The organism is Streptomyces sp. 8K308, from assembly GCF_004348315.1.
Taxonomy (GTDB): domain Bacteria; phylum Actinomycetota; class Actinomycetes; order Streptomycetales; family Streptomycetaceae; genus Streptomyces.
In genome coordinates, this window is the sequence record NZ_SMKC01000020.1 from 1 (window position 1) to 17,791 (window position 17,791).

Genomic DNA, 17,791 nt, shown 5'->3' on the forward strand with positions numbered 1-17,791 from the left:
GTGGTGACGGGACGGGAGGGTGTTGATGGCTCGCGGTGGTGAGGCCGTGGTCGCGTTGGGGCCGCGGGTGGCGGTGTGGGGGGCGCTGGTGGCCGTGTACCGGGCGCAGTTGTCGCGGGCGCGGGTGGCGCGGATTCCGTTGTTGTTCGTGGCGACGTTCCAGTCCGTCGGGATCATGGTCCTGATGCGCGGCGTCGTCGACGGCGGCGGCGAGGAGGCGCGTGCCGTGGTCGCCGGCTCAGCCGTGCTCGTCGTGGCCTTCGTCGCGCTCAACCTGCTCGCCCAGTACTTCGGGCACCTCAGGGCCGCCGGGGGGCTCGACCACTACGCCACGCTCCCGGTGCCCGGCGCCGCCGTCGCGTTGGGGACGGCGGCCGCGTACGCCTCGTTCACGGTGCCAGGGGTGCTGGTCGTGGCCTTCGTCGGGGCCCTGCTCTACCAGCTGCCGCTGGGCGGCCTCTGGGTGGCGTTGGCCGTCGTGCCGCTCGTCGGGGCCGCGCTCGCCGGTCTCGGGGCCGCGCTCGGGCTGCTGGCGCCCCGCGCCGAGCTGGCCACCCTCTGCGGGCAGCTCGGCATGTCGGCGGCCCTGCTGCTCGGCGTGCTGCCCGAGTCCCGGCTGCCCGAGCTCGCCCGCTGGCTGCGCGAGCTGCTGCCGTCCAGCTACGGGGTGGACGCGCTGGCCGTCGCGCTCGATCCGCGGCCCGACTGGGGTTCGGTGGTCGCCAACCTCACCGTCTGCGCGGTCGTCGGCGCCGTGGCGCTGGCCCTGGCGACCTGGGCGTACCGCAGGGCCGCGGTGCGTTGAGGCGTTGAGACGGCGAGCCGTTCATGCGCCCGAACAGCCGTCCCGTTGGCCGAACAGGCTGCCGGACCTGGCAGGATGACCGGGTGACCGCACCCGAGCCAGCACCGGAACCCCGCCCCGCCGTCGACGGCGGCCACGACCCGTGGGCGGCGAGCCCACAAGTCCCCGCGGAGCCGGCCGCGCGGCGCTGGTGGCGGGAGATACGCGGGGCGCTGCTCGTCGCGGTGCCGGTCGCGGTGCTCGCAGGACCGCTGCTCGGCCTGGCCTGGCTGTGGTGGGCGCCCCGGGTGCCGCTCGTCGCCAGCGGCAGCGACGTGATCCTCGCCGAGCCCGAGGGCCAGCAGGCCTTCGGCGCGGACGGCACCTTCTTCCTCGCCGGGCTCGCCCTGGGAGCCGTGGCCGGCGTAGTGGTGTTCCTGCTCCGCCGCCACGGCGGGGTGGCGTCCGTCATCGGTCTCGCCGCCGGCGCCTTGCTCGGCTCGTTCATCGCCTGGCGGATCGGCGTCTGGTTCGGCCCCGAGCAGGACGTGGCCGCGCGCGCCCGCGAGGCGGGGGACGCCGTCTTCGACGCCCCGCTCGAGCTCGGCGCCCGCGGCGTGCTGCTCGGCCTGCCGTTCGCCGCCCTCGGGCTCCACCTGATCTGCATGGCCCTCTGGGGCCCCCGCGACCCGCAGCCGGTGCCCGCCGAGTTCCCCCGATGGGGTGAGGCGACCGGCGACCCAGGGCCTACCCCCGGGTGATCGGAGCGCTGACCGCGCCCGTCAGCCGGATCAGGTCGGCCGGCGCCAGCTCGATCTCCAGGCCCCGGCGGCCGGCGGACACGAACACCGACGCCAGGTCGACCGCCGACCCGTCCACGACCGTGCGCAGCCGCCGCCGCTGCCCGAGCGGCGAGATCCCGCCCCGCACGTAGCCGGTGGCGCGCTCCGCCGCCGCCGGCTCGGCCATCGCTGCCCGCTTCCCGCCGACCGCCGCTGCCAGCGCCTTCAGGCCGAGCGAGGCCGAGACGGGCACCAGCGCCACCACCAGCTCCCCGTCCACCTCGGCCACCAGCGTCTTGAACACCCGGCCGGGATCGACGCCGAGGACCCGGGCCGCCTCCTCGCCGTAGGACCCGACCGCCGGGTCGTGCTCGTACGCGTGCAGCGTGAACGGCACCCCGGCCCGGCTCGCGGCCACCGTCGCCGGTGTGCCGCCCTGCTGCCTTCGCTTCGCCACGGATCCCCCCGGATCAGTTGAGGTTGGTCGGCCGGACCGTGAACTCCGTGCCCGGCACCGAGGGCAGTCGCGCGATCAGCGCCGTCTCCTGCCGCAGGATCCGCAGCTCCTCGGCCAGCCGCGTCGCCGTGTCCTTGGCCTGCAGCAGCCGCTGCTTGTCAGCCGTGTGGAGCATCGTCGCGGCCGCCACCAGGTAGGAGACCACCGACGGGTCGTCCGGCAGCTCCTGCCGAGGCGCCAGCGTCCGCTCGTTGGCGCCGGCCAGCACCTTCTGGTAGCCGCGGAAGGCCCGCAGCACCCCGGACGCCAGCGCGCCCGCGCCCTCGCCGGCCACCTCCTCCAACGGCTCGACCTCGGCCGTCAGATAGGGCCCGCCCGCGTCGACCGAGAGCAGCCGGAACCGGGTGGTGCCGGTGGCCAGCACCTCGAACCCCTCGTCTCCCGGCCGCGGCCTGATCGTCGACGCGTCCGCCACGCAGCCGACGTCGTGGAACGAGTGCCGGGGATCCTCCTGGTCGAACCCGCCGGTGGGGCCGAGCTCCGGGCGCTCGCCTGCCTCCGGCAGCCCGAGCCCGCTCGGCGCGGTCTCGTGCCCGTCCCTGATGGCGACCACCGCGAACGGCCGCGGCGCCTCGTCGGGCAGTTCGAGCAGGTCGCGCATCATGGCGCGATAGCGTGCCTCGAACACGTTGAGCGGCAGCACCAACCCGGGGAACAACACGGTGTTCAACGGGAAGAGCGGCAGGCGCGTGGTCGTCACGACCGGCCAGCCTATCGGCTGAGCCGAACGCCGCTACCCGCGCACGGCCCCCCGCGTGGCCCGCATGGTGAACGCGGCACCGCCCGGTTCCGGCCGTCTGCGAGACTGGAGACGTGCTGAACCGAATCGATCTGCGGGACGCGAACCTGACCGCCGGGTCACCCACGGCCGGTATCGACCGCGACCTGCTGCCGCGCGCCGAGCTCGACGTCGAGGCCGCCCTGGAGAAGGTGCGGCCCATCTGCGAGAACGTGCGCCATCACGGCACCGCGGCGCTGATCGAGTACGCGGAGCGGTTCGACGGCGTCACCATCGAGCGGGTCCGGGTGCCCGTCGAGGAGCTCGACCGGGCACTGGCCGCCCTCGACCCGGCCGTCAGGGCCGCCCTCGAGGAGTCCATCAGGCGCGCCCGCCTCGTCCACCGCGACCAGCGGCGCGCCGACTCCACCGTGCGCGTCGTGCCGGGCGGCACCGTCACGGAGCGCTGGATCCCCGTCGAGCGGGTCGGCCTCTACGTGCCCGGTGGCCGCGCCGTCTACCCGTCGTCCGTGGTGATGAACGTGGTGCCGGCCCAGGAGGCCGGCGTCGGCTCGCTCGCCGTGGCCTCGCCGCCGCAGGCCGAGCACGGCGGCCTGCCGCACCCCACCATCCTCGCCGCCTGCGCCCTGCTCGGCGTCACCGAGGTCCACGCGGCCGGCGGCGCCCAGGCCGTCGCCATGTTCGCCTACGGCACCGAGGAGTGCCGCCCCGCCCGTCTCGTCACGGGCCCGGGCAACGTCTACGTCGCCGCCGCCAAGCGGCTGCTGCGCGGCGTGATCGGCATCGACGCCGAGGCCGGCCCCACCGAGATCGCCGTGCTCGCCGACGACAGCGCCGACCCGCGCCTGGTCGCCGCCGACCTGATCAGCCAGGCCGAGCACGACGTGCTGGCCGCCGCCGTGCTGGTCACCCCGTCCGAGGCGCTCGCCGACGCGGTGGACGCTGAGCTCGCCCGCCAGGTGCCGGCCGCCAAGCACCAGGAGCGGATCGCCGAGGCGCTGGCCGGCCGGCAGTCCGGCACCGTCCTGGTGGCCGACCTGGACCAGGGGCTCGCCGTCGTCGACGCGTACGCGGCCGAGCACCTGGAGGTCATGACCGAGGACGCGGCGGCCGTCGCCGCCCGGGTGCGCAACGCGGGCGCCGTCTTCGTCGGCCCCTACGCCCCCGTCTCGCTCGGCGACTACTGCGCCGGCTCCAACCACGTGCTGCCCACCGGGGGCTGCGCCTGCCACTCGTCGGGGCTTTCCGTACAGTCGTTCCTGCGCGGCGTGCACGTCGTGGAGTACGACCGCGAGGCCCTGGCCGGCGTCGCCCACCACGTGGTGACCCTCGCCGAGGCCGAGGACCTGCCGGCCCACGGCGCGGCGGTCAGGGAGAGGTTCGCAGCCGACAGGAAGGCCGACCGGAAGGTTCCCCAGAGCAAGTGACCCGCATCGACGACCTCCCCGTCCGGGACGAACTGCGCGGCAAGTCCCCCTACGGCGCCCCGCAGCTCGACGTCCCGGTACGGCTCAACGTGAACGAGAGCCCGTACCCGATGCCGGAGGAGCTGGTGCGGCGCATCGCCGAGCGCGTCTCGGACGCCGCCCGCACCCTCAACCGCTATCCCGACCGGGACGCGGTGGGCCTGCGCACCCAGCTCGCCGGCTACCTCACCCGCACCACGGGTCACCCGCTCGGGCCCAACCAGGTCTGGGCGGCCAACGGCTCCAACGAGATCCTGCAGCAGCTGCTCCAGGCGTTCGGCGGCCCGGGCCGCACGGCCCTCGGCTTCGACCCCTCCTACTCGATGCACCCGCTGATCTCCCGGGGTACCGGCACCGGCTGGATCTCCGGGCCGCGCACCGAGAGCTTCGACATCGACACCGAGGCCGCCGTGGCCGCGATCCACGAGCACCGGCCCGACGTGGTGTTCATCTGCTCGCCCAACAACCCGACCGGCACGGCCGTCTCGGCCGACACGGTGCTCGCGCTGTACGAGGCGGCGCAGGCGGCCAGGGGCGGCCCGGGCGCGCTGGTGGTCGTGGACGAGGCGTACGCCGAGTTCAGCCACCGGCCCTCACTGCTGCCGCTGATCGAGGGCCGGCCCACGCTGGTGATCAGCCGCACCATGTCGAAGGCCTTCGGCGCCGCCGGGCTCCGGCTCGGCTACCTCGCCGCCGACCCGGCCGTCGTCGACGCCGTGCAACTGGTGCGCCTGCCGTACCACCTGTCGGCCGTCACCCAGGCCACCGCGCACGCGGCGCTCGAGTTCGCCGACACGCTGCTCGGCTATGTCGAGGAGCTCAAGGCCGAGCGGGACCGGCTCGTCGTCGAGCTTCGGGAGCTCGGCTGCGAGGTCACCGAGTCCGACGCCAACTTCGTGCAGTTCGGGCGCTTCGCCGACTCGCACGACGTCTGGCAGCGGCTGCTCGACCACGGCGTGCTGGTGCGGGACAACGGGGTGCCGGGGCGCCTGCGGGTCACCGCCGGCACCCGGAAGGAGAACGACGCGTTTCTCGACGCGGTACGAGCCGTGATGAAGGAGATCAGCGAATGACCCGCGTGGGTCGCGTGGAGCGCACCACCAAGGAGACCTCGGTGAAGGTCGAGATCGATCTCGACGGCACCGGAAAGGTCGACGTGTCGACCGGAGTCGGCTTCTTCGACCACATGCTCGACCAGCTCGGTCGGCACGGCCTGTTCGACCTCACCGTCACCACCGAGGGCGACCTGCACATCGACAGCCACCACACCATCGAGGACACGGCGCTCGCGCTGGGCGCCGCGTTCCGGGAGGCGCTCGGCGACAAGCGGGGCATCGTCCGGTTCGCCGACGCGTCCGTGCCGCTCGACGAGGCGCTCGCCCAGGTGACCGTCGACCTCTCGGGCCGGCCCTACCTGGTGCACCGCGAGCCGGAGAACATGGCGCCGATGATCGGCTCCTACGACACCACCATGACCCGGCACATCCTGGAGTCCTTCGTCGCCCAGGCCCAGATCGCGCTCCACGTGCACGTGCCCTACGGGCGCAACGCGCACCACATCGTGGAGTGCCAGTTCAAGGCCCTGGCCAGGGCGCTGCGCTACGCCAGCGAGATCGACCCCCGGCAGACCGGGATCCCCTCCACCAAGGGCGCGCTGTGAACGGGACGTCCACCGCGCTGATCGTGGTCGGGCTCTTCCTGCTCGGCGGGGTGATCTCGTTCGTCAAGCAGGGGTTGCCCAGGGGCGTGGTCGTGCTGCTCGGCACCGGCAGCGCGCTCTGCCTGCTCGCCGGCGTCCTGAGGCTGGGGTGACGACATGACCGCGACGAGCGCCAGGAAGGTGGTGGTCTTCGACTACGGCTTCGGCAACGTGCGCTCCGCCGAGCGCGCCGTGGCCAGGGCGGGCGCCCAGGTCGAGATCACCCGCGACTACGACACCGCGCTCAACGCCGACGGCCTGCTGGTGCCCGGCGTGGGCGCGTTCGCCGCCTGCATCAACGGGCTGCGCGAGGCCCGCGGCGACTGGATCATCGGCCGCCGGCTCGCCGGCGGCCGACCGGTGCTCGGCATCTGCGTCGGCATGCAGATCCTCTTCGCCCGGGGCATCGAACACGGCGTGGAGAGCGAGGGCCTGGACGAGTGGCCAGGCACGGTCGGCCCGCTGCGCGCCGACATAGTGCCGCACATGGGCTGGAACACCGTCGAAGCCCCGGCCGACTCCGAGCTGTTCGCCGGCCTCTCGCCCGAGGACCGCTTCTACTTCGTGCACTCCTACGCCGTGCACGACTGGGAGCTGCCCACCCACCACGCGGCCCAGGCCCCGCCCAGGGTCACCTGGTCCACCCACGGCGACCCGTTCGTGGCCGCCGTGGAGAACGGGCCGCTGTGGGCGACGCAGTTCCACCCGGAGAAGTCCGGCGACGCCGGCGCCCGCCTCCTCACCAACTGGATCGAGACCCTCTGATGTCCACGCTGCAACTGCTTCCCGCCGTCGACGTCCGCGACGGCCAGGCCGTCCGCCTGGTGCACGGCGTCTCCGGTACCGAGACCTCCTACGGCGACCCGCTCACCGCCGCCCTCGCGTGGCAGGCGGCCGGCGCCGAGTGGCTGCACCTGGTCGACCTGGACGCCGCGTTCGGCACCGGCGACAACCGGGCGCGCATCTCCGAGGTCACCCGCGCCATGGACATCAAGGTCGAGCTCTCCGGCGGCATCAGGGACGACGAGTCGCTCGCCGCCGCGCTGGCCACCGGCTGCACCCGCGTCAACCTGGGCACGGCCGCCCTGGAGTCGCCGGAGTGGGTGGCCAAGGTCATCGCCGAGCACGGCGACCGGATCGCGGTCGGCCTCGACGTGCGCGGCACCACGCTGCGCGGCCGCGGCTGGACGCGGGACGGCGGCGACCTGTTCGAGACGCTGGAGCGCCTGAACTCCGAGGGCTGCGCCCGCTACGTGGTCACCGACATCAACAAGGACGGCACCCTCCAGGGCCCCAACCTTGAGCTGCTCCGCTCCGTCTGCGCGGCCACCGACCGCCCGGTGGTGGCCTCCGGCGGGGTCTCCTCGCTCGACGACCTGCGCGCGCTCGCCACCCTCGTGCCGGACGGCGTCGAGGGCGCCATCGTCGGCAAGGCCCTGTACGCCGGGGCGTTCTCGCTTGAGGAGGCGCTGGCCGTGGTCTCCGGCGGAGAGGTCGCCGCATGAGCCTTGCCGTACGGGTCATTCCCTGCCTCGACGTGGACGGGGGCAGGGTCGTCAAGGGCGTCAACTTCCAGAACCTGCGGGACGCGGGCGATCCGGTGGAGATGGCGCAGGTCTACGACGCCGAGGGTGCCGACGAGCTGACGTTCCTCGACATCACGGCTTCATCGGGGAACCGGGAGACCACCTACGACGTGGTGCGTCGCACCGCCGAGCAGGTCTTCATCCCGCTCACGGTGGGCGGCGGCGTGCGGACCACGGCCGACGTGGACCGGCTGTTGCGCGCCGGCGCCGACAAGGTGGGCGTCAACACGGCGGCGATCGCCCGCCCCGAGCTGATCAGGGAGATCGCCGAGCGGTTCGGCAGCCAGGTGCTCGTCCTCTCGGTGGACGCCCGCCGCTGCCCCGAGGGCACCACCACCCCCTCCGGCTTCGAGGTCACCACCCACGGCGGCCGGCGCGGCACCGGCCTCGACGCCGTGGAATGGGCGCACCAGGCGGCCGAGTTGGGCGCCGGCGAGATCCTGCTCAACTCGATGGACGCGGACGGCACCAAGGACGGCTACGACACGTCGATGATCGCCGCCGTCCGCAAGCACGTCACCGTCCCGGTGATCGCCTCGGGCGGCGCCGGCCGGCGCGAGCACTTCGCGCCGGCCATCGAGGCGGGCGCCGACGCGGTGCTCGCCGCCTCCGTCTTCCACTTCGGCGACCTGCGGATCGGCGAGGTCAAGGACGCGCTGCGGGGGGCCGGCCACCTGGTCCGCTGACGTCGACGGGCGCGAGGCGCGCCACCTGCCCCGACCTGGGGGTTATTAGTCAGGTATTAGCCGTTCGCGGTGTCCTGACGGTGGGTGGCGCGCCTTTCATAGTTGTCGCTCATCCGAATGAGCCCTGGTGGTGCGGAGCCACATCCTCGGCTATTGCGCATCAGCGAAGGGTGTGGACGGTGGCCGAGAACCAACCCCTTCCCCGGTCTGCGGCTCCGCCCCGACATCACCGGCACCGCCGACGGCCTCGCCAAGACGCCGTACGTCCGCGAGGCCCGACGCGTCAAGGCCGTCACCACCGTCACCGAACACGACGTCGCCCTCGTACGCGGGGTGCCGCGCGCACACGCGGTGAGAGCGCCACCGACCGGCCAGCTCGCACCGCCTGGTCACGACCAGGGGCCAGCCGCGGCCTCTACCCGCCCTCCGGATGAGGGGAGGGCGCCGCCCCGGGTTCCGTCGCTTCCCCTCCGGGGCCGGGCACCGCCCCGCCTGCGCTTCCCCCAGAGCGCGCGGGCGGGGCTCTGTCATACCCTCTGAACCGCTGGCATCCCGACCGCAAGGGTGTGCGGTCTACCAATGTGCGCCCGGTACGAGACAGCTTCGGCCTCTGGGGGCCGGTCCGGAGAGATCCGCCCGACAGGCCCTATCGCGCGGCGACCGCGGCGAGCAGACGTTCCTCGGCGTCCGCCCCCGCCGTCACGCGCGGCAGCCGCCACAGGAACACCGCGCCGACCAGCCACCAGGCGCCCACAATGGCCCATTCCTCGGGCCAGACGAGCGCGGCCTGCATGCCGGGCAGGTAGAGGACGCCGAGGCCGATGCCGCACAGCAGCGCGGCGGCGCCTACGGCCGGGCCGGCGGGGGTGCGGAAGGGGCGGTCCATCGCGGGCTCGCGGCGGCGCAGCACGAGGAAGGACAGCGCCACGACGACGTACGCGATGACGATGTTGATGCCACCCGCGTCGACCAGCCACACCAGCATCGGCCGGCCGAAGAACGGCGCGATGACCGACAGACACCCGATGAAGAGCACCGCGTTCCCGGGAGTGCGGAACCGGGGGTGGATGACGCCGAACCAGGCAGGCAGCATGCCGGACCGGGCCATCGCGTAGAGCAGCCGGCTGCCGCCGATGAGGAAGGCGTTCCAGCTGGTCAGGATGCCGGCGATGCCGCCGATGATGAGGATGTCGCCCATGGTCTGGCTGTGCCACAGGGCGGCCATGGCGTCGGCGGAGGCGAGGTCGGAGAGGCCGAGCTGGGTGCGGCTGAGGCCGGAGCCGACGGTCAGCATGATCATGACGTACCAGACGGTCGCGCACAGCACCGAGAGCACCAGGAGCTTGCCCACCAGCCGGTACGGGAGCTTGATCTCGCTGGCGGACTGGGGGATCACGTCGAAGCCGACGAAGAGGAAGGGCACAGCGACCAGCACGGCGTAGAAGCCGTCCATGCCGCCGGTGACCAGGGGCCGCATGTTGTCGGTCGAGCCTCCGGTGAGCGCGCCGAGCAGCAGTGCGCCGCCCGCGCAGAGCAGGAACAGCACGGCGATGGTCTGGAAGACGCTGGCAGGGCGGATGCCGATGTAGTTCAGCGCGGTGATCGCGATGGCCGCGACGACTCCGACGGCGACCCAACTGGCGTGGACCTCGTAGTCGTTGATCGTCCACAGGTGCCCAGCGAGCATGTCGGGGAAGAGGTAGAGCATGGTCTGCGGCAGCGCCACGGCCTCGAACGCGACGACCGATATGTATCCCAGGACCATGGCCCAGGAGGCCACGAACGCCCCGCGACCGCCCAGCGCGCGCAGCGCGTAGTGATGTTCGCCGCCGGCGTGCGGCATCGCGGAGACCAGCTCGGCGTAAGTGAGGCCGACCAGGCACACGATCACGCCGCCGACCGTCATGGCCAGGGCGGCGCCGACCGGTCCGGCGTCGCCGATGAAGCCGGAGGTCAGCACGATCCAGCCGAAGCCGATCATCGCGCCGAAGGCCAGCGCCAGAACGTCTCCCCTGCCGAGGACTCTGAGAAAGCCGCTGTTGTTCGCCATGCGGAAGCCTGTCTGTCGTCAATAATCTGGATAGCCCCCCAGGTGGGAGTAGTGAACACATGTCAAGGCGAGCACGCTATGGCCTTCACGCACACATCGCGTTCCGGTTATGTACGTCGCGGCAGAATCACCCGGACGGCAAAAGCCGTATATGCGGATCGATCGTCATCTAATCGCCTTCGGCGCAGACCCTACGAAAACGGAGATTTAACACAGGGGTCACATGGCGGACGACCCCAGCAGCGTCAGCGCGGCGGCGCGGTCGGCGAGCAGGTCAAGCCGGCGCGTCAGGTGGCACACCACGCCCCGACGCGCGCCCGCGGCACCGAATGTCGACCAGGCCTTGCACTGTCCCGCGCGCGGCCCTGCCCGAGCGCCGTCACTCCGTACACGGCTGGGACGAGGCCCTCCGGGACGCCTACGACGATCGGGACGACCACACTCTTGTCGAGCCGGCCGGCTCAGCGCAGTGACTCCTCGATGAGGTCGGCGGCCCGCTCGGTGCCGCCCTCGGCGCGGGCCTCGGCCCGCAGCCGGGCCGAGCGCCTGGCCACCTCGGGGTCGGTGGTCAGCTCGGTGAGCGCCGTCCGCAGCGCGTCGGCCGTGGCGTCCGCCGTGTCGAGGCGGCGGGCCACGCCGAGCTCGACGAGGCGGTCGGCGTTCATGAACTGGTCGACGGCCTGCGGGACGGCGATCATCGGCACGCCCGTGAACAGTCCCTCGCCGCTGCCGCCCATCCCGGCGTGGGTGACGAACGCGTCGGCCAGCTCCAGGATCGCCAACTGCGGCACCCAGGGGTGGACCTCGACGTTGGCCGGGATCGCGCCCAACTCGGCCGGGTCGGTGTGCCGCCCGATCTGAAGCACCACGTGCCAGCCCGGCAGGTCGCCGAAGGCGCGCAGGCACTGGCGGTAGAACTCGGGCCTGCGGGTGTACGCGGAGCCCAGCGAGACCAGCAGCACCTTCTCCGCGCCGGCCGGGCGCGTCCACGACTCGCGTTCCGCGCGGGCGCCGAAGCAGGGGCCGACGAAGGTGACCGTCTCGGTGTCCACCCGGTCGGCCTGGGGCTGCATGGCCCGGGGGACCAGCGCCAGGGCCCGGGGCGGGCGCCCGGAGAAGGCGTCCACGTCGGTGGTGGTCGCCCCGCAGCCGGCCAGCCAGTCGGCGAACCTGGCCCGGTAGGCGTCGGCGCCTGGCAGCTGCCACAGCTGCGCCGCGACCTCCTCCTCGTAGCCCTGCCAGGCCACATAGGTCGGCGACAGCTGGAGGAGCGGCCGCCCCTGTGCCTCGGCGAGGGCGCGGGCCGCGTAGCCGCCGATGTCGTACAGGTAGAGGTCGGCCGGTTCCGGGTCGTAGGCGGCGCGCAGTTGGGGGAGCGCCTGGATGGCGTCGTCGAGGAAGAGTCCCATGGCGGCGATGGGGTCGTCCGGCCAGTCGTTGTCGTCCACGGGCAGCGTGGAGTGGCAGGGCACGAGCTCGGCGCCCGTCTCCCTGATCGGCTCGGCCACCCGCGCGACGCGCGGGTCGTTGGCGTAGCTCACGCGGTGGCCGCGGGACACGAGCTCGCGGACGACCTCGAGGCTCGGCAGGACGTGGCTGACGGCGGGGATGCCGACCATGGCGATGTGGGCACGGCGACGTGACATGGAGGATCACTCGTTTCAGAGGTACGGCGGAAGAGGGAACGACGAGTCTGGGCGCCGCCGGCGGAGGGTCGGGCGCCCGCACGACACGTGGAGCGGAGGCCGGGCGTCGCCCGGGGGCCGCGTCAGCCGTACATCTGGATCTGCATGGGCGGCAGCCTAGCCGGCCGTGATCACGCTCGCCCCCGCATTACGGCCGCCGGGCACGATGGCGCGCTCCAACAGGCTTCGCAGCGTGCCCTGTTCCTCCGGTGAGAGGCCGGCCAGCGGGGAATCCTCGCTGAGGAGCGCGAGCAGCCGCTCCCGGAGGGCGGTGCCGTCCGACGTGAGCACCAGATGCCTGGCCCGGCGGTCGGTGGGGTGCGGCCGGCGCTCGATGAGCCCCTGCTTCTCCAACCTGTCGACGACGAAGGTGGCGTTGGACGGCTCGCAGCTCATGCGCTCGGCGAGCTCCCGCATGGTCATCGGCCCGCCGAGCTCGCGCAGCGCGGTCGCCTGCGGCGCGGTGAGCCCGAGCGCGGCGGCGCGCTGCCGCAGGTGCTCGGCGATCTGCTGGGCCATCCCGTTGACCAGGCCGCACAGCTGTCGTTCCGCGATGGCCTGCGTCGTTCGGTCCATCGTCATGCGGCCATCTTAGCTCAAGTCTGAAACTTGCAAGCTTGAATGTTTCTAGTTTGATGCTTTACGGTCGGTCCATGGACGAACGACTGCGCACACCGGCGACCATCAGGTCGCTGCGACTCGGCGAGACCACGGTGACCTATGTGCCGGACGGGGCGTGCTACCTCACCCCGACCGGCTGGTTCCCCACCAGCACCGAGCAGGAGTGGGCCGCCCACTCCGCGTACCTGGACGACGCGGGCCACGTCGTGGCCGGCATCGGCAGCCTGCTGGTGGAGCGCGACGGCCGCGCTCTGCTGATCGACGCCGGCTTCGGGCCGTACTCCCCTCAAGGCGAGGGCGGCGACGCGGTCGCCGGCATCCACGGCGGCGCCCTTCTGGAGAACCTGGCCCAACTCGGCCGCGCCCCTCGGGACATCGAGGCCGTCGCCTTCACCCACCTGCACATCGACCACATCGGCTGGGCCTGGCAGCCGGCCCCGGGCGACGACCGCCTCCCCTTCGCCCACGCCGCCCACCTGGTGTCAGAACCCGAGTGGACCCGGCGCGACCTCCTCGAACCGCACGGCACCAGCCGGAAGATGCTCGACGCGCTGGCCCCCGCCGTCCGCACCGTGACGGACGGCGAGGAGATATTCCCCGACGTGCGGGTCCGGCTCTCCACCGGCCACACGCCCGGCCACGCCACCTACGTCATCGGCTCGGCCGACCGCCGCCTGATCGCCTTCGGCGACGCCCTGCACTCGCCGGCCCAGCTCAACCACCCCGACTGGCATGCGGCCCCCGACCACGACACCAGCCAGTCCACGGACGTGCGCCGCGCACTCGCCGCCGAACTCCAGCGCCCCGACACGATCGGCTTCGGCGTCCACTTCGCCGATGTCGTCTTCGGCCAGGTCCGTGCGGACGGCGACGGCCGACTGGCCTGGGTGCCGGTGGACGAGTGACGGGGCCGAACGGTCGGTCGAGGTGCGTCTGATCAACCGACTACGCTGGCCGGATGGCGCCGACTGGATACCGGTGCGAGTCAGCGACCTGGCGGAGTCCCCGCGCCGGTAGCCGCGCGGCGGCGCCGGTCCGGTGGTCACCTGGCGGCCTGGACGTACGAGGCCAGGTTGGCCAGTGAGGAGGCGAGCCCGGCCTCGTGATCCGCCTGGTCGATGCCGGGCGGGACGTCGGTGGCGGTGACGGTCACCTCGGTGCCACACGCCGGCGGTGGTGAGCTGCCAGGTCATCGTCATCGTGCCCGCGAACGACGGGTCGTCGGCCTCGAACACGGCCCGCTGCACCACGCGCTCGGGCGGCACCAGGGCGGCGAAGCCGACCTCGACGACGTCCGTGGCGTCCGACGACTTGCCGGGGCTGTCGGCGGGGTCGAGGTAGGTGAGGACCCTCCGGAACCCACCACCGGGCCATGGGTCCCACCGCTCGACCCGCCCCCGCATGCCGTCCGGCGGCAACCATACCTCAGGGCCTCCCGGTCGAGCAGGGCACCGTAGACGGTTTCCGGCGAAGCCGCGATCACCCGGCTGGCGCGGTCGGTCCTTCCTATGCGCCGATCCTGGGCGCGCACCAGGTGGTCGAGGAACGAGCTCGCGCCGGCTCAGGACTCCGTCAGGTAGCTCGCGAGGGCGCGGCGGCTGCGTTGGAGGCCGGTGATGCGGTCGTCCATGCTGGCCAGCTCGCGGGTCAGGACGGCGCGGAGGTCGTCGCACCAGGTGAGGTGGGACGGGTCGCGGAGCTCGCCCCGGACGCAGGGGAGGACCGTGCGGATCACGTCGGTGGAGAGGCCGATCTCCAGCAGGGCGCGGATCTGCCGCACCGTGGCGACGGCGCCCTCGTCGTACTCGCGATAGCCGTTCACGCCACGCCGCGCGGTGAGGAGGCCCTGGGCCTCGTAGTAGCGCAGCGAGCGATGGCTCGCCCCGGTCAGTCTCGACAGCTCTCCGATCAGCATGTGGCGCACACCATCCGCGTTTGACCCTTCCACCGGTGTCACGCCCTAACGTTGCCGGCGCTGTGAACATTCCGGATTTCGAGGGAGCAGAGCGTGACCTTCTTTGTGGTGCAACGGAACGGGCGGCCGGCTGCCGCCGAGGAGCTCGCGCCGCTGGCGTTCGCGGGACACGCGCACTTCACGGCGGCGCAGGTGCGGGGCGGGCGGATCAGGGGTCTTGATCTCCACCTGGCGCGGCTGCGGTCGGCGTCGGTCGAGCTGTTCGGGCGGGCGCTGCCCGACGAGCGGGTGCGTGAGCTGCTGCGGGCCGCGCTGGCGGAAGGGCCGGCGGACGTGTCGCTGACGGCGACGGTCTACTCGTCGGTCGGTGAGTTCACCGCGGCCAGCGGAGAGCTCGACGTGCTGGTGCGGACCGGGTCGGCCACGGACGGGCCGCGGGGTCCTCTGGCGCTGGCCGTGGTGGAGCACGAGCGGGCGCTGCCCGGGGTGAAGCACGTGGGGGAGGTGGCCAAGACGTACCTGTTGCGCCGGGCGGTCGCCGACGGCTTCGACGACGCGGCGTTCGTCGACCGACGGGGGCGGCTGAGCGAGGCGACGATCTGGAACCTCGCCTTCTGGGACGGCGAGGGGGTGGTGTGGCCGGAGGCCGAGGTGCTCGGCGGGACCACGATGGGCATCCTCCGCCGTCAGCTCGACCTGCTCGGCGTGCGGCAGCGGGTGCGGGAGGTCGCCCCCGACGACCTGCCGGCACTGGCCGGGGCCGTGGTCATGAACTCGTGGACGCCGGGGGTGGCGGTGCGACGGATCGGCTCCGCCGACGTGCCCGAGGCGCCGGCGTTCCTCGACGTCCTGCGGCGGGCCTACGCGGCGGAGCCGCTCACCGCTCCCTGACGGAGGGCCGGATGGGGCGCTCGCTTGGGCGACGCGCGGGCGAGCGCGTTGTCCATCACGGGTTCGCTCTCGGATATCGGCAACCGATCTCGCCCTCGCGAAGTGTGTCCCGAGGCGGCCGCGGGAGAGATCGGGGGAAGGCCGACGCGCGCGTGGGACCGGATGCCGATATCGGTTTCGTCGCTGCTGGAGGTAGCCAGGGTGCGGGAGTTCCAGCGGGGCGCGGCGCGGCCGCACGTCCTGCGCCACGCACCGAGGAGGAGATCCACGGTGCGTGGATGACCAGGGAGCTGGCCCGCGAGGTCCCGGGCGACGAGGCGCCGTAGCGCCCTGGCCCGCCAGCGGCGCGCGGGGTCAGGTGTTGCGTGGGGCCACCAGGCCGGATTCGTAGGCAAGGACCACGAGCTGGGCGCGGTCGCGGGCGTGTAGCTTGGCCATAGCCCGGTTGATGTGGGTCTTGGCGGTCGACGGGCTGATGACCAGGCGGTCGGAGATCTCGTCGTTGGACAGGCCCTGGGCGGCCAGGGCGACCGCCTCGCGCTCGCGGCTGGTCAGCTCCTCAAGACCGCTGGCGGCGCGGGTGGGGGGCGGTTGGGCGACGTACCGGTCGATGAGCTTGCGCGTGATGGTGGGCGCGAGCAGGGCGTCGCCCCGGGCGGCGACGCGTACGGCGTGCAGGAGGTCCTCCGGCACGATGTCCTTGACGAGGAAGCCGGCGGCGCCGGCGCGTAGCGCGTCGAAGACGTACTCGTCCATGCCGTAGTTGGTCAGCATCACGACGTGTACGTCGGCCAGGGCCGGGTCCGCGGCGATGTGCCGGGTCGCTTCGATGCCGTCCATGACGGGCATCTGGATGTCGATGAGCGCGACGTCGGGCAGGTGCTCCCGGGCGAGTTCCAGGCCCTGTTTCCCGTCGGCGGCCTCGGCCACCACCTCGATGTCGTCTTCGAGGGCGAGCAGCGCGCGGAAGCCGCTGCGGATGAGCGGCTGGTCGTCGACCAGCAGGACACGGATCACGACGCTCCGTTCGTGGGGAGTTCGGCCTGGACGGTGAAGCCGCCCGCGCTGCGCGGCTCGGTGTGTAGTCGGCCGCCCAGGGCGGTGACGCGTTCGCGCATGCCGAGCAGCCCGAGGCCGGGCGTCGGCGCGGAGTGCGAGGTGGCTTTTCCGTTGTCGTCGACGCGGATGGTCAGGGTGCCGGGCCGGTAGTCGACGAGCACGGAGGCAGTGGTCGCGGCGGCGTGCCGGGTGACGTTGGTGAGCGACTCCTGAACGATCCGGTAGGCGGTGCGGCCCACCGCGGCCGGCACCGGGTGCGGATTTCCCTCGATCGTCAGCGTCGTCTCAAGGCCGGTCGTCTGGAGCCGTCTCACCAGGTGGGGGATGTGGTCGAGTCCGTGCGGCGGGGTGGTGTCGTCGTCGCGCAGCGCCTCCAGGGTCGCGCGCAGCTCCCGGCTCGCTTCCCGGCCGGCTTCCTGGATCGCCAGCAGGGCCTCCGGCACCTGCTCGCCCCGCCGCCGGGCCACGTGGACCGCGACCTCGGACTGCACCTTGATGACCGAGATCTGGTGGGTGAGCGAGTCGTGCAGCTCCCGCGCGATGCGCAGCCGCTCCTCGTCGGCCCGGCGTCGCGCGGTCTCCTCGCGGGTTCGCTCGGCTTCGTCCGCCCGCCGTTCGGCCTGTCGCACCGCCTCCCCGGCGGCGAAGGCGGCGATCAGCCAGGCGAGCTCGAGGGTGCTCCGGGCCTGCGCCACGACCTCGCGCGCGGTTCCGTCCTGGAAGACCAGGGCGGTGAGGTGGAGTACGGCCAGCAGACCCACGGAGGCGGCCAGTGCGACGGCGCGGTGACCGGCGCGTACCGCGCCGTAGACCGCGACCAGGTACGAGACGGCGAGCACGTCGAACCCGACTTCCTGATAGCCCGCCGCGCACAGCCCGGTGACGGCCATGACCATGAGCGGCGTCCGGCGGCGCGCGGCCAGCGCCAGCCCGCCGGCCGCCAGCAGCGCGGAGCCGAGCAGCTCGCGGCCTCCGGCCGGGTGTGGCCCGGCCAGCCCGGTGCCCAGCATCAGCGCTGCCACGCCCACGGCGATCGCCCCGTCGGTGACCCTGGCTGGGACAGCGAGCCGTCGTTTGTCCATGGGGGCACCGTAGCCGGACGCGGTGGCGGGCGAGTCAGGCTCATGGACGAGCGGTCGGCTACCGCGGGTGCGGTACCGCCGAGCCGTCTGCCGCGTCCGCGGTATCCGGATCCCGCGGTGGCGGCAGCGGAAAGTGTCCGCGTCTGCTGGACGACCGGCAGAGGGTCCGGCCCGCATGCTCACAGCACATCGAACCTCGCGATCAGCGACGGAGAAGGAGGAGAGCGGC

Annotated in this window: 19 protein-coding genes; 11 read left to right on the forward strand and 8 right to left on the reverse strand. The window is 72.9% G+C overall.

Going from position 1 to position 17,791, the window contains the following annotated elements; translation table 11 throughout:
* Positions 1-25 precede the first annotated feature (25 nt).
* Positions 26-805, forward strand: coding sequence for an ABC transporter permease (locus tag E1265_RS05260; protein ID WP_132929033.1), 780 nt, complete (start codon positions 26-28; stop codon positions 803-805).
* An 83-nt stretch (positions 806-888) separates the two neighbouring features.
* Positions 889-1,545 (forward strand): ABC transporter permease, encoded by a 657-nt coding sequence (locus tag E1265_RS05265; protein ID WP_132929034.1) that lies wholly within the window; start codon positions 889-891, stop codon positions 1,543-1,545.
* Here the strand turns inward: E1265_RS05265 and ybaK are convergent.
* Together ybaK and E1265_RS05275 are read right to left on the reverse strand one after the other, a co-directional pair.
* Entirely contained in the window at positions 1,532-2,023 is a 492-nt protein-coding gene (ybaK, locus tag E1265_RS05270; protein WP_132929035.1) for a Cys-tRNA(Pro) deacylase, read from the reverse strand. The genes E1265_RS05265 and ybaK overlap by 14 nt on opposite strands.
* Positions 2,024-2,036: 13 nt before the next feature.
* Complete coding sequence (locus E1265_RS05275) at positions 2,037-2,783, reverse strand: LON peptidase substrate-binding domain-containing protein (RefSeq protein ID WP_132929036.1); 747 nt, start codon at positions 2,781-2,783, stop codon at positions 2,037-2,039.
* A 113-nt stretch (positions 2,784-2,896) separates the two neighbouring features.
* On the opposite strand from E1265_RS05275, the gene hisD reads away from it, so the two are divergent.
* Genes hisD through hisF form a run of 7 tightly spaced genes read left to right on the forward strand, consistent with a single transcriptional unit; the run spans position 2,897 to position 8,259 of the window.
* Positions 2,897-4,249: a histidinol dehydrogenase gene (hisD, locus tag E1265_RS05280; protein ID WP_132929037.1), complete on the forward strand. Its 1,353-nt coding sequence runs from the start codon at positions 2,897-2,899 to the stop codon at positions 4,247-4,249.
* Positions 4,246-5,361, forward strand: coding sequence for a histidinol-phosphate transaminase (locus E1265_RS05285; RefSeq protein ID WP_132929038.1), 1,116 nt, complete (start codon positions 4,246-4,248; stop codon positions 5,359-5,361). The genes hisD and E1265_RS05285 overlap by 4 nt, the downstream gene beginning before the upstream one ends.
* A complete protein-coding gene (gene hisB, locus E1265_RS05290; RefSeq protein ID WP_132929039.1) occupies positions 5,358-5,948 on the forward strand; it encodes an imidazoleglycerol-phosphate dehydratase HisB in 591 nt (196 codons plus the stop codon). The genes E1265_RS05285 and hisB overlap by 4 nt, the downstream gene beginning before the upstream one ends.
* Positions 5,945-6,100: a hypothetical protein gene (locus E1265_RS36830; RefSeq protein ID WP_165953646.1), complete on the forward strand. Its 156-nt coding sequence runs from the start codon at positions 5,945-5,947 to the stop codon at positions 6,098-6,100. Before hisB ends, E1265_RS36830 begins: the two co-directional genes overlap by 4 nt.
* A 4-nt stretch (positions 6,101-6,104) precedes the next feature.
* Positions 6,105-6,752 carry an imidazole glycerol phosphate synthase subunit HisH gene (hisH, locus tag E1265_RS05295; RefSeq protein WP_132929040.1) on the forward strand — a complete coding sequence of 216 codons (648 nt, stop codon included), beginning with the start codon at positions 6,105-6,107 and terminating at the stop codon, positions 6,750-6,752.
* Complete coding sequence (gene priA / locus E1265_RS05300; RefSeq protein ID WP_132929041.1) at positions 6,752-7,492, forward strand: bifunctional 1-(5-phosphoribosyl)-5-((5-phosphoribosylamino)methylideneamino)imidazole-4-carboxamide isomerase/phosphoribosylanthranilate isomerase PriA; 741 nt, start codon at positions 6,752-6,754, stop codon at positions 7,490-7,492. The genes hisH and priA overlap by 1 nt, the downstream gene beginning before the upstream one ends.
* Positions 7,489-8,259 carry an imidazole glycerol phosphate synthase subunit HisF gene (hisF, locus tag E1265_RS05305; RefSeq protein WP_132929042.1) on the forward strand — a complete coding sequence of 257 codons (771 nt, stop codon included), beginning with the start codon at positions 7,489-7,491 and terminating at the stop codon, positions 8,257-8,259. The genes priA and hisF overlap by 4 nt, the downstream gene beginning before the upstream one ends.
* A 646-nt stretch (positions 8,260-8,905) precedes the next feature.
* Here hisF and E1265_RS05315 read toward each other — a convergent pair.
* From E1265_RS05315 to E1265_RS05325, 3 genes are all read right to left on the reverse strand, one after another.
* Entirely contained in the window at positions 8,906-10,309 is a 1,404-nt protein-coding gene (locus tag E1265_RS05315; protein WP_132929043.1) for an APC family permease, read from the reverse strand.
* A 461-nt stretch (positions 10,310-10,770) separates the two neighbouring features.
* A complete protein-coding gene (locus E1265_RS05320) occupies positions 10,771-11,955 on the reverse strand; it encodes a macrolide family glycosyltransferase (protein WP_132929044.1) in 1,185 nt (394 codons plus the stop codon).
* A 156-nt stretch (positions 11,956-12,111) separates the two neighbouring features.
* Positions 12,112-12,576, reverse strand: coding sequence for a MarR family transcriptional regulator (locus tag E1265_RS05325; RefSeq protein ID WP_132929045.1), 465 nt, complete (start codon positions 12,574-12,576; stop codon positions 12,112-12,114).
* Between the two features lie 71 nt (positions 12,577-12,647).
* Between E1265_RS05325 and E1265_RS05330 the strand changes: the two genes are divergently transcribed.
* Complete coding sequence (locus E1265_RS05330; protein ID WP_243740549.1) at positions 12,648-13,520, forward strand: MBL fold metallo-hydrolase; 873 nt, start codon at positions 12,648-12,650, stop codon at positions 13,518-13,520.
* Between the two features lie 656 nt (positions 13,521-14,176).
* Here the strand turns inward: E1265_RS05330 and E1265_RS05340 are convergent.
* On the reverse strand, positions 14,177-14,530 hold the full coding sequence (locus E1265_RS05340; protein WP_132929046.1) for a MerR family transcriptional regulator: 354 nt from the start codon (positions 14,528-14,530) through the stop codon (positions 14,177-14,179).
* 93 nt (positions 14,531-14,623) lie between these two features.
* On the opposite strand from E1265_RS05340, the gene E1265_RS05345 reads away from it, so the two are divergent.
* Complete coding sequence (locus E1265_RS05345) at positions 14,624-15,421, forward strand: aminotransferase class IV family protein (RefSeq protein WP_132929047.1); 798 nt, start codon at positions 14,624-14,626, stop codon at positions 15,419-15,421.
* 354 nt (positions 15,422-15,775) lie between these two features.
* Here E1265_RS05345 and E1265_RS05350 read toward each other — a convergent pair whose 3' ends face one another.
* Positions 15,776-16,438, reverse strand: coding sequence for a response regulator transcription factor (locus E1265_RS05350; protein ID WP_132929048.1), 663 nt, complete (start codon positions 16,436-16,438; stop codon positions 15,776-15,778).
* Positions 16,435-17,562: a sensor histidine kinase gene (locus E1265_RS05355; protein ID WP_132929049.1), complete on the reverse strand. Its 1,128-nt coding sequence runs from the start codon at positions 17,560-17,562 to the stop codon at positions 16,435-16,437. The genes E1265_RS05350 and E1265_RS05355 overlap by 4 nt, the downstream gene beginning before the upstream one ends.
* Between the last annotated feature and the right edge of the window lie 229 nt (positions 17,563-17,791).

Excerpts from the sequence above, each read along its gene's own strand:
- E1265_RS05260 (WP_132929033.1), top strand. The coding sequence starts at position 26 with ATGGCTCGCGGTGGTGAGGCCGTGGTCGCGTTGGGGCCGCGGGTGGCG.
- hisB (WP_132929039.1), top strand. The coding sequence starts at position 5,358 with ATGACCCGCGTGGGTCGCGTGGAGCGCACCACCAAGGAGACCTCGGTG.
- hisH (WP_132929040.1), top strand. The coding sequence starts at position 6,105 with ATGACCGCGACGAGCGCCAGGAAGGTGGTGGTCTTCGACTACGGCTTC.
- priA (WP_132929041.1), top strand. The coding sequence starts at position 6,752 with ATGTCCACGCTGCAACTGCTTCCCGCCGTCGACGTCCGCGACGGCCAG.
- hisF (WP_132929042.1), top strand. The coding sequence starts at position 7,489 with ATGAGCCTTGCCGTACGGGTCATTCCCTGCCTCGACGTGGACGGGGGC.
- E1265_RS05315 (WP_132929043.1), bottom strand. The coding sequence starts at position 10,309 with ATGGCGAACAACAGCGGCTTTCTCAGAGTCCTCGGCAGGGGAGACGTT.
- E1265_RS05320 (WP_132929044.1), bottom strand. The coding sequence starts at position 11,955 with ATGTCACGTCGCCGTGCCCACATCGCCATGGTCGGCATCCCCGCCGTC.
- E1265_RS05325 (WP_132929045.1), bottom strand. The coding sequence starts at position 12,576 with ATGACGATGGACCGAACGACGCAGGCCATCGCGGAACGACAGCTGTGC.
- E1265_RS05330 (WP_243740549.1), top strand. The coding sequence starts at position 12,648 with ATGGACGAACGACTGCGCACACCGGCGACCATCAGGTCGCTGCGACTC.
- E1265_RS05340 (WP_132929046.1), bottom strand. The coding sequence starts at position 14,530 with ATGCTGATCGGAGAGCTGTCGAGACTGACCGGGGCGAGCCATCGCTCG.
- E1265_RS05355 (WP_132929049.1), bottom strand. The coding sequence starts at position 17,562 with ATGGACAAACGACGGCTCGCTGTCCCAGCCAGGGTCACCGACGGGGCG.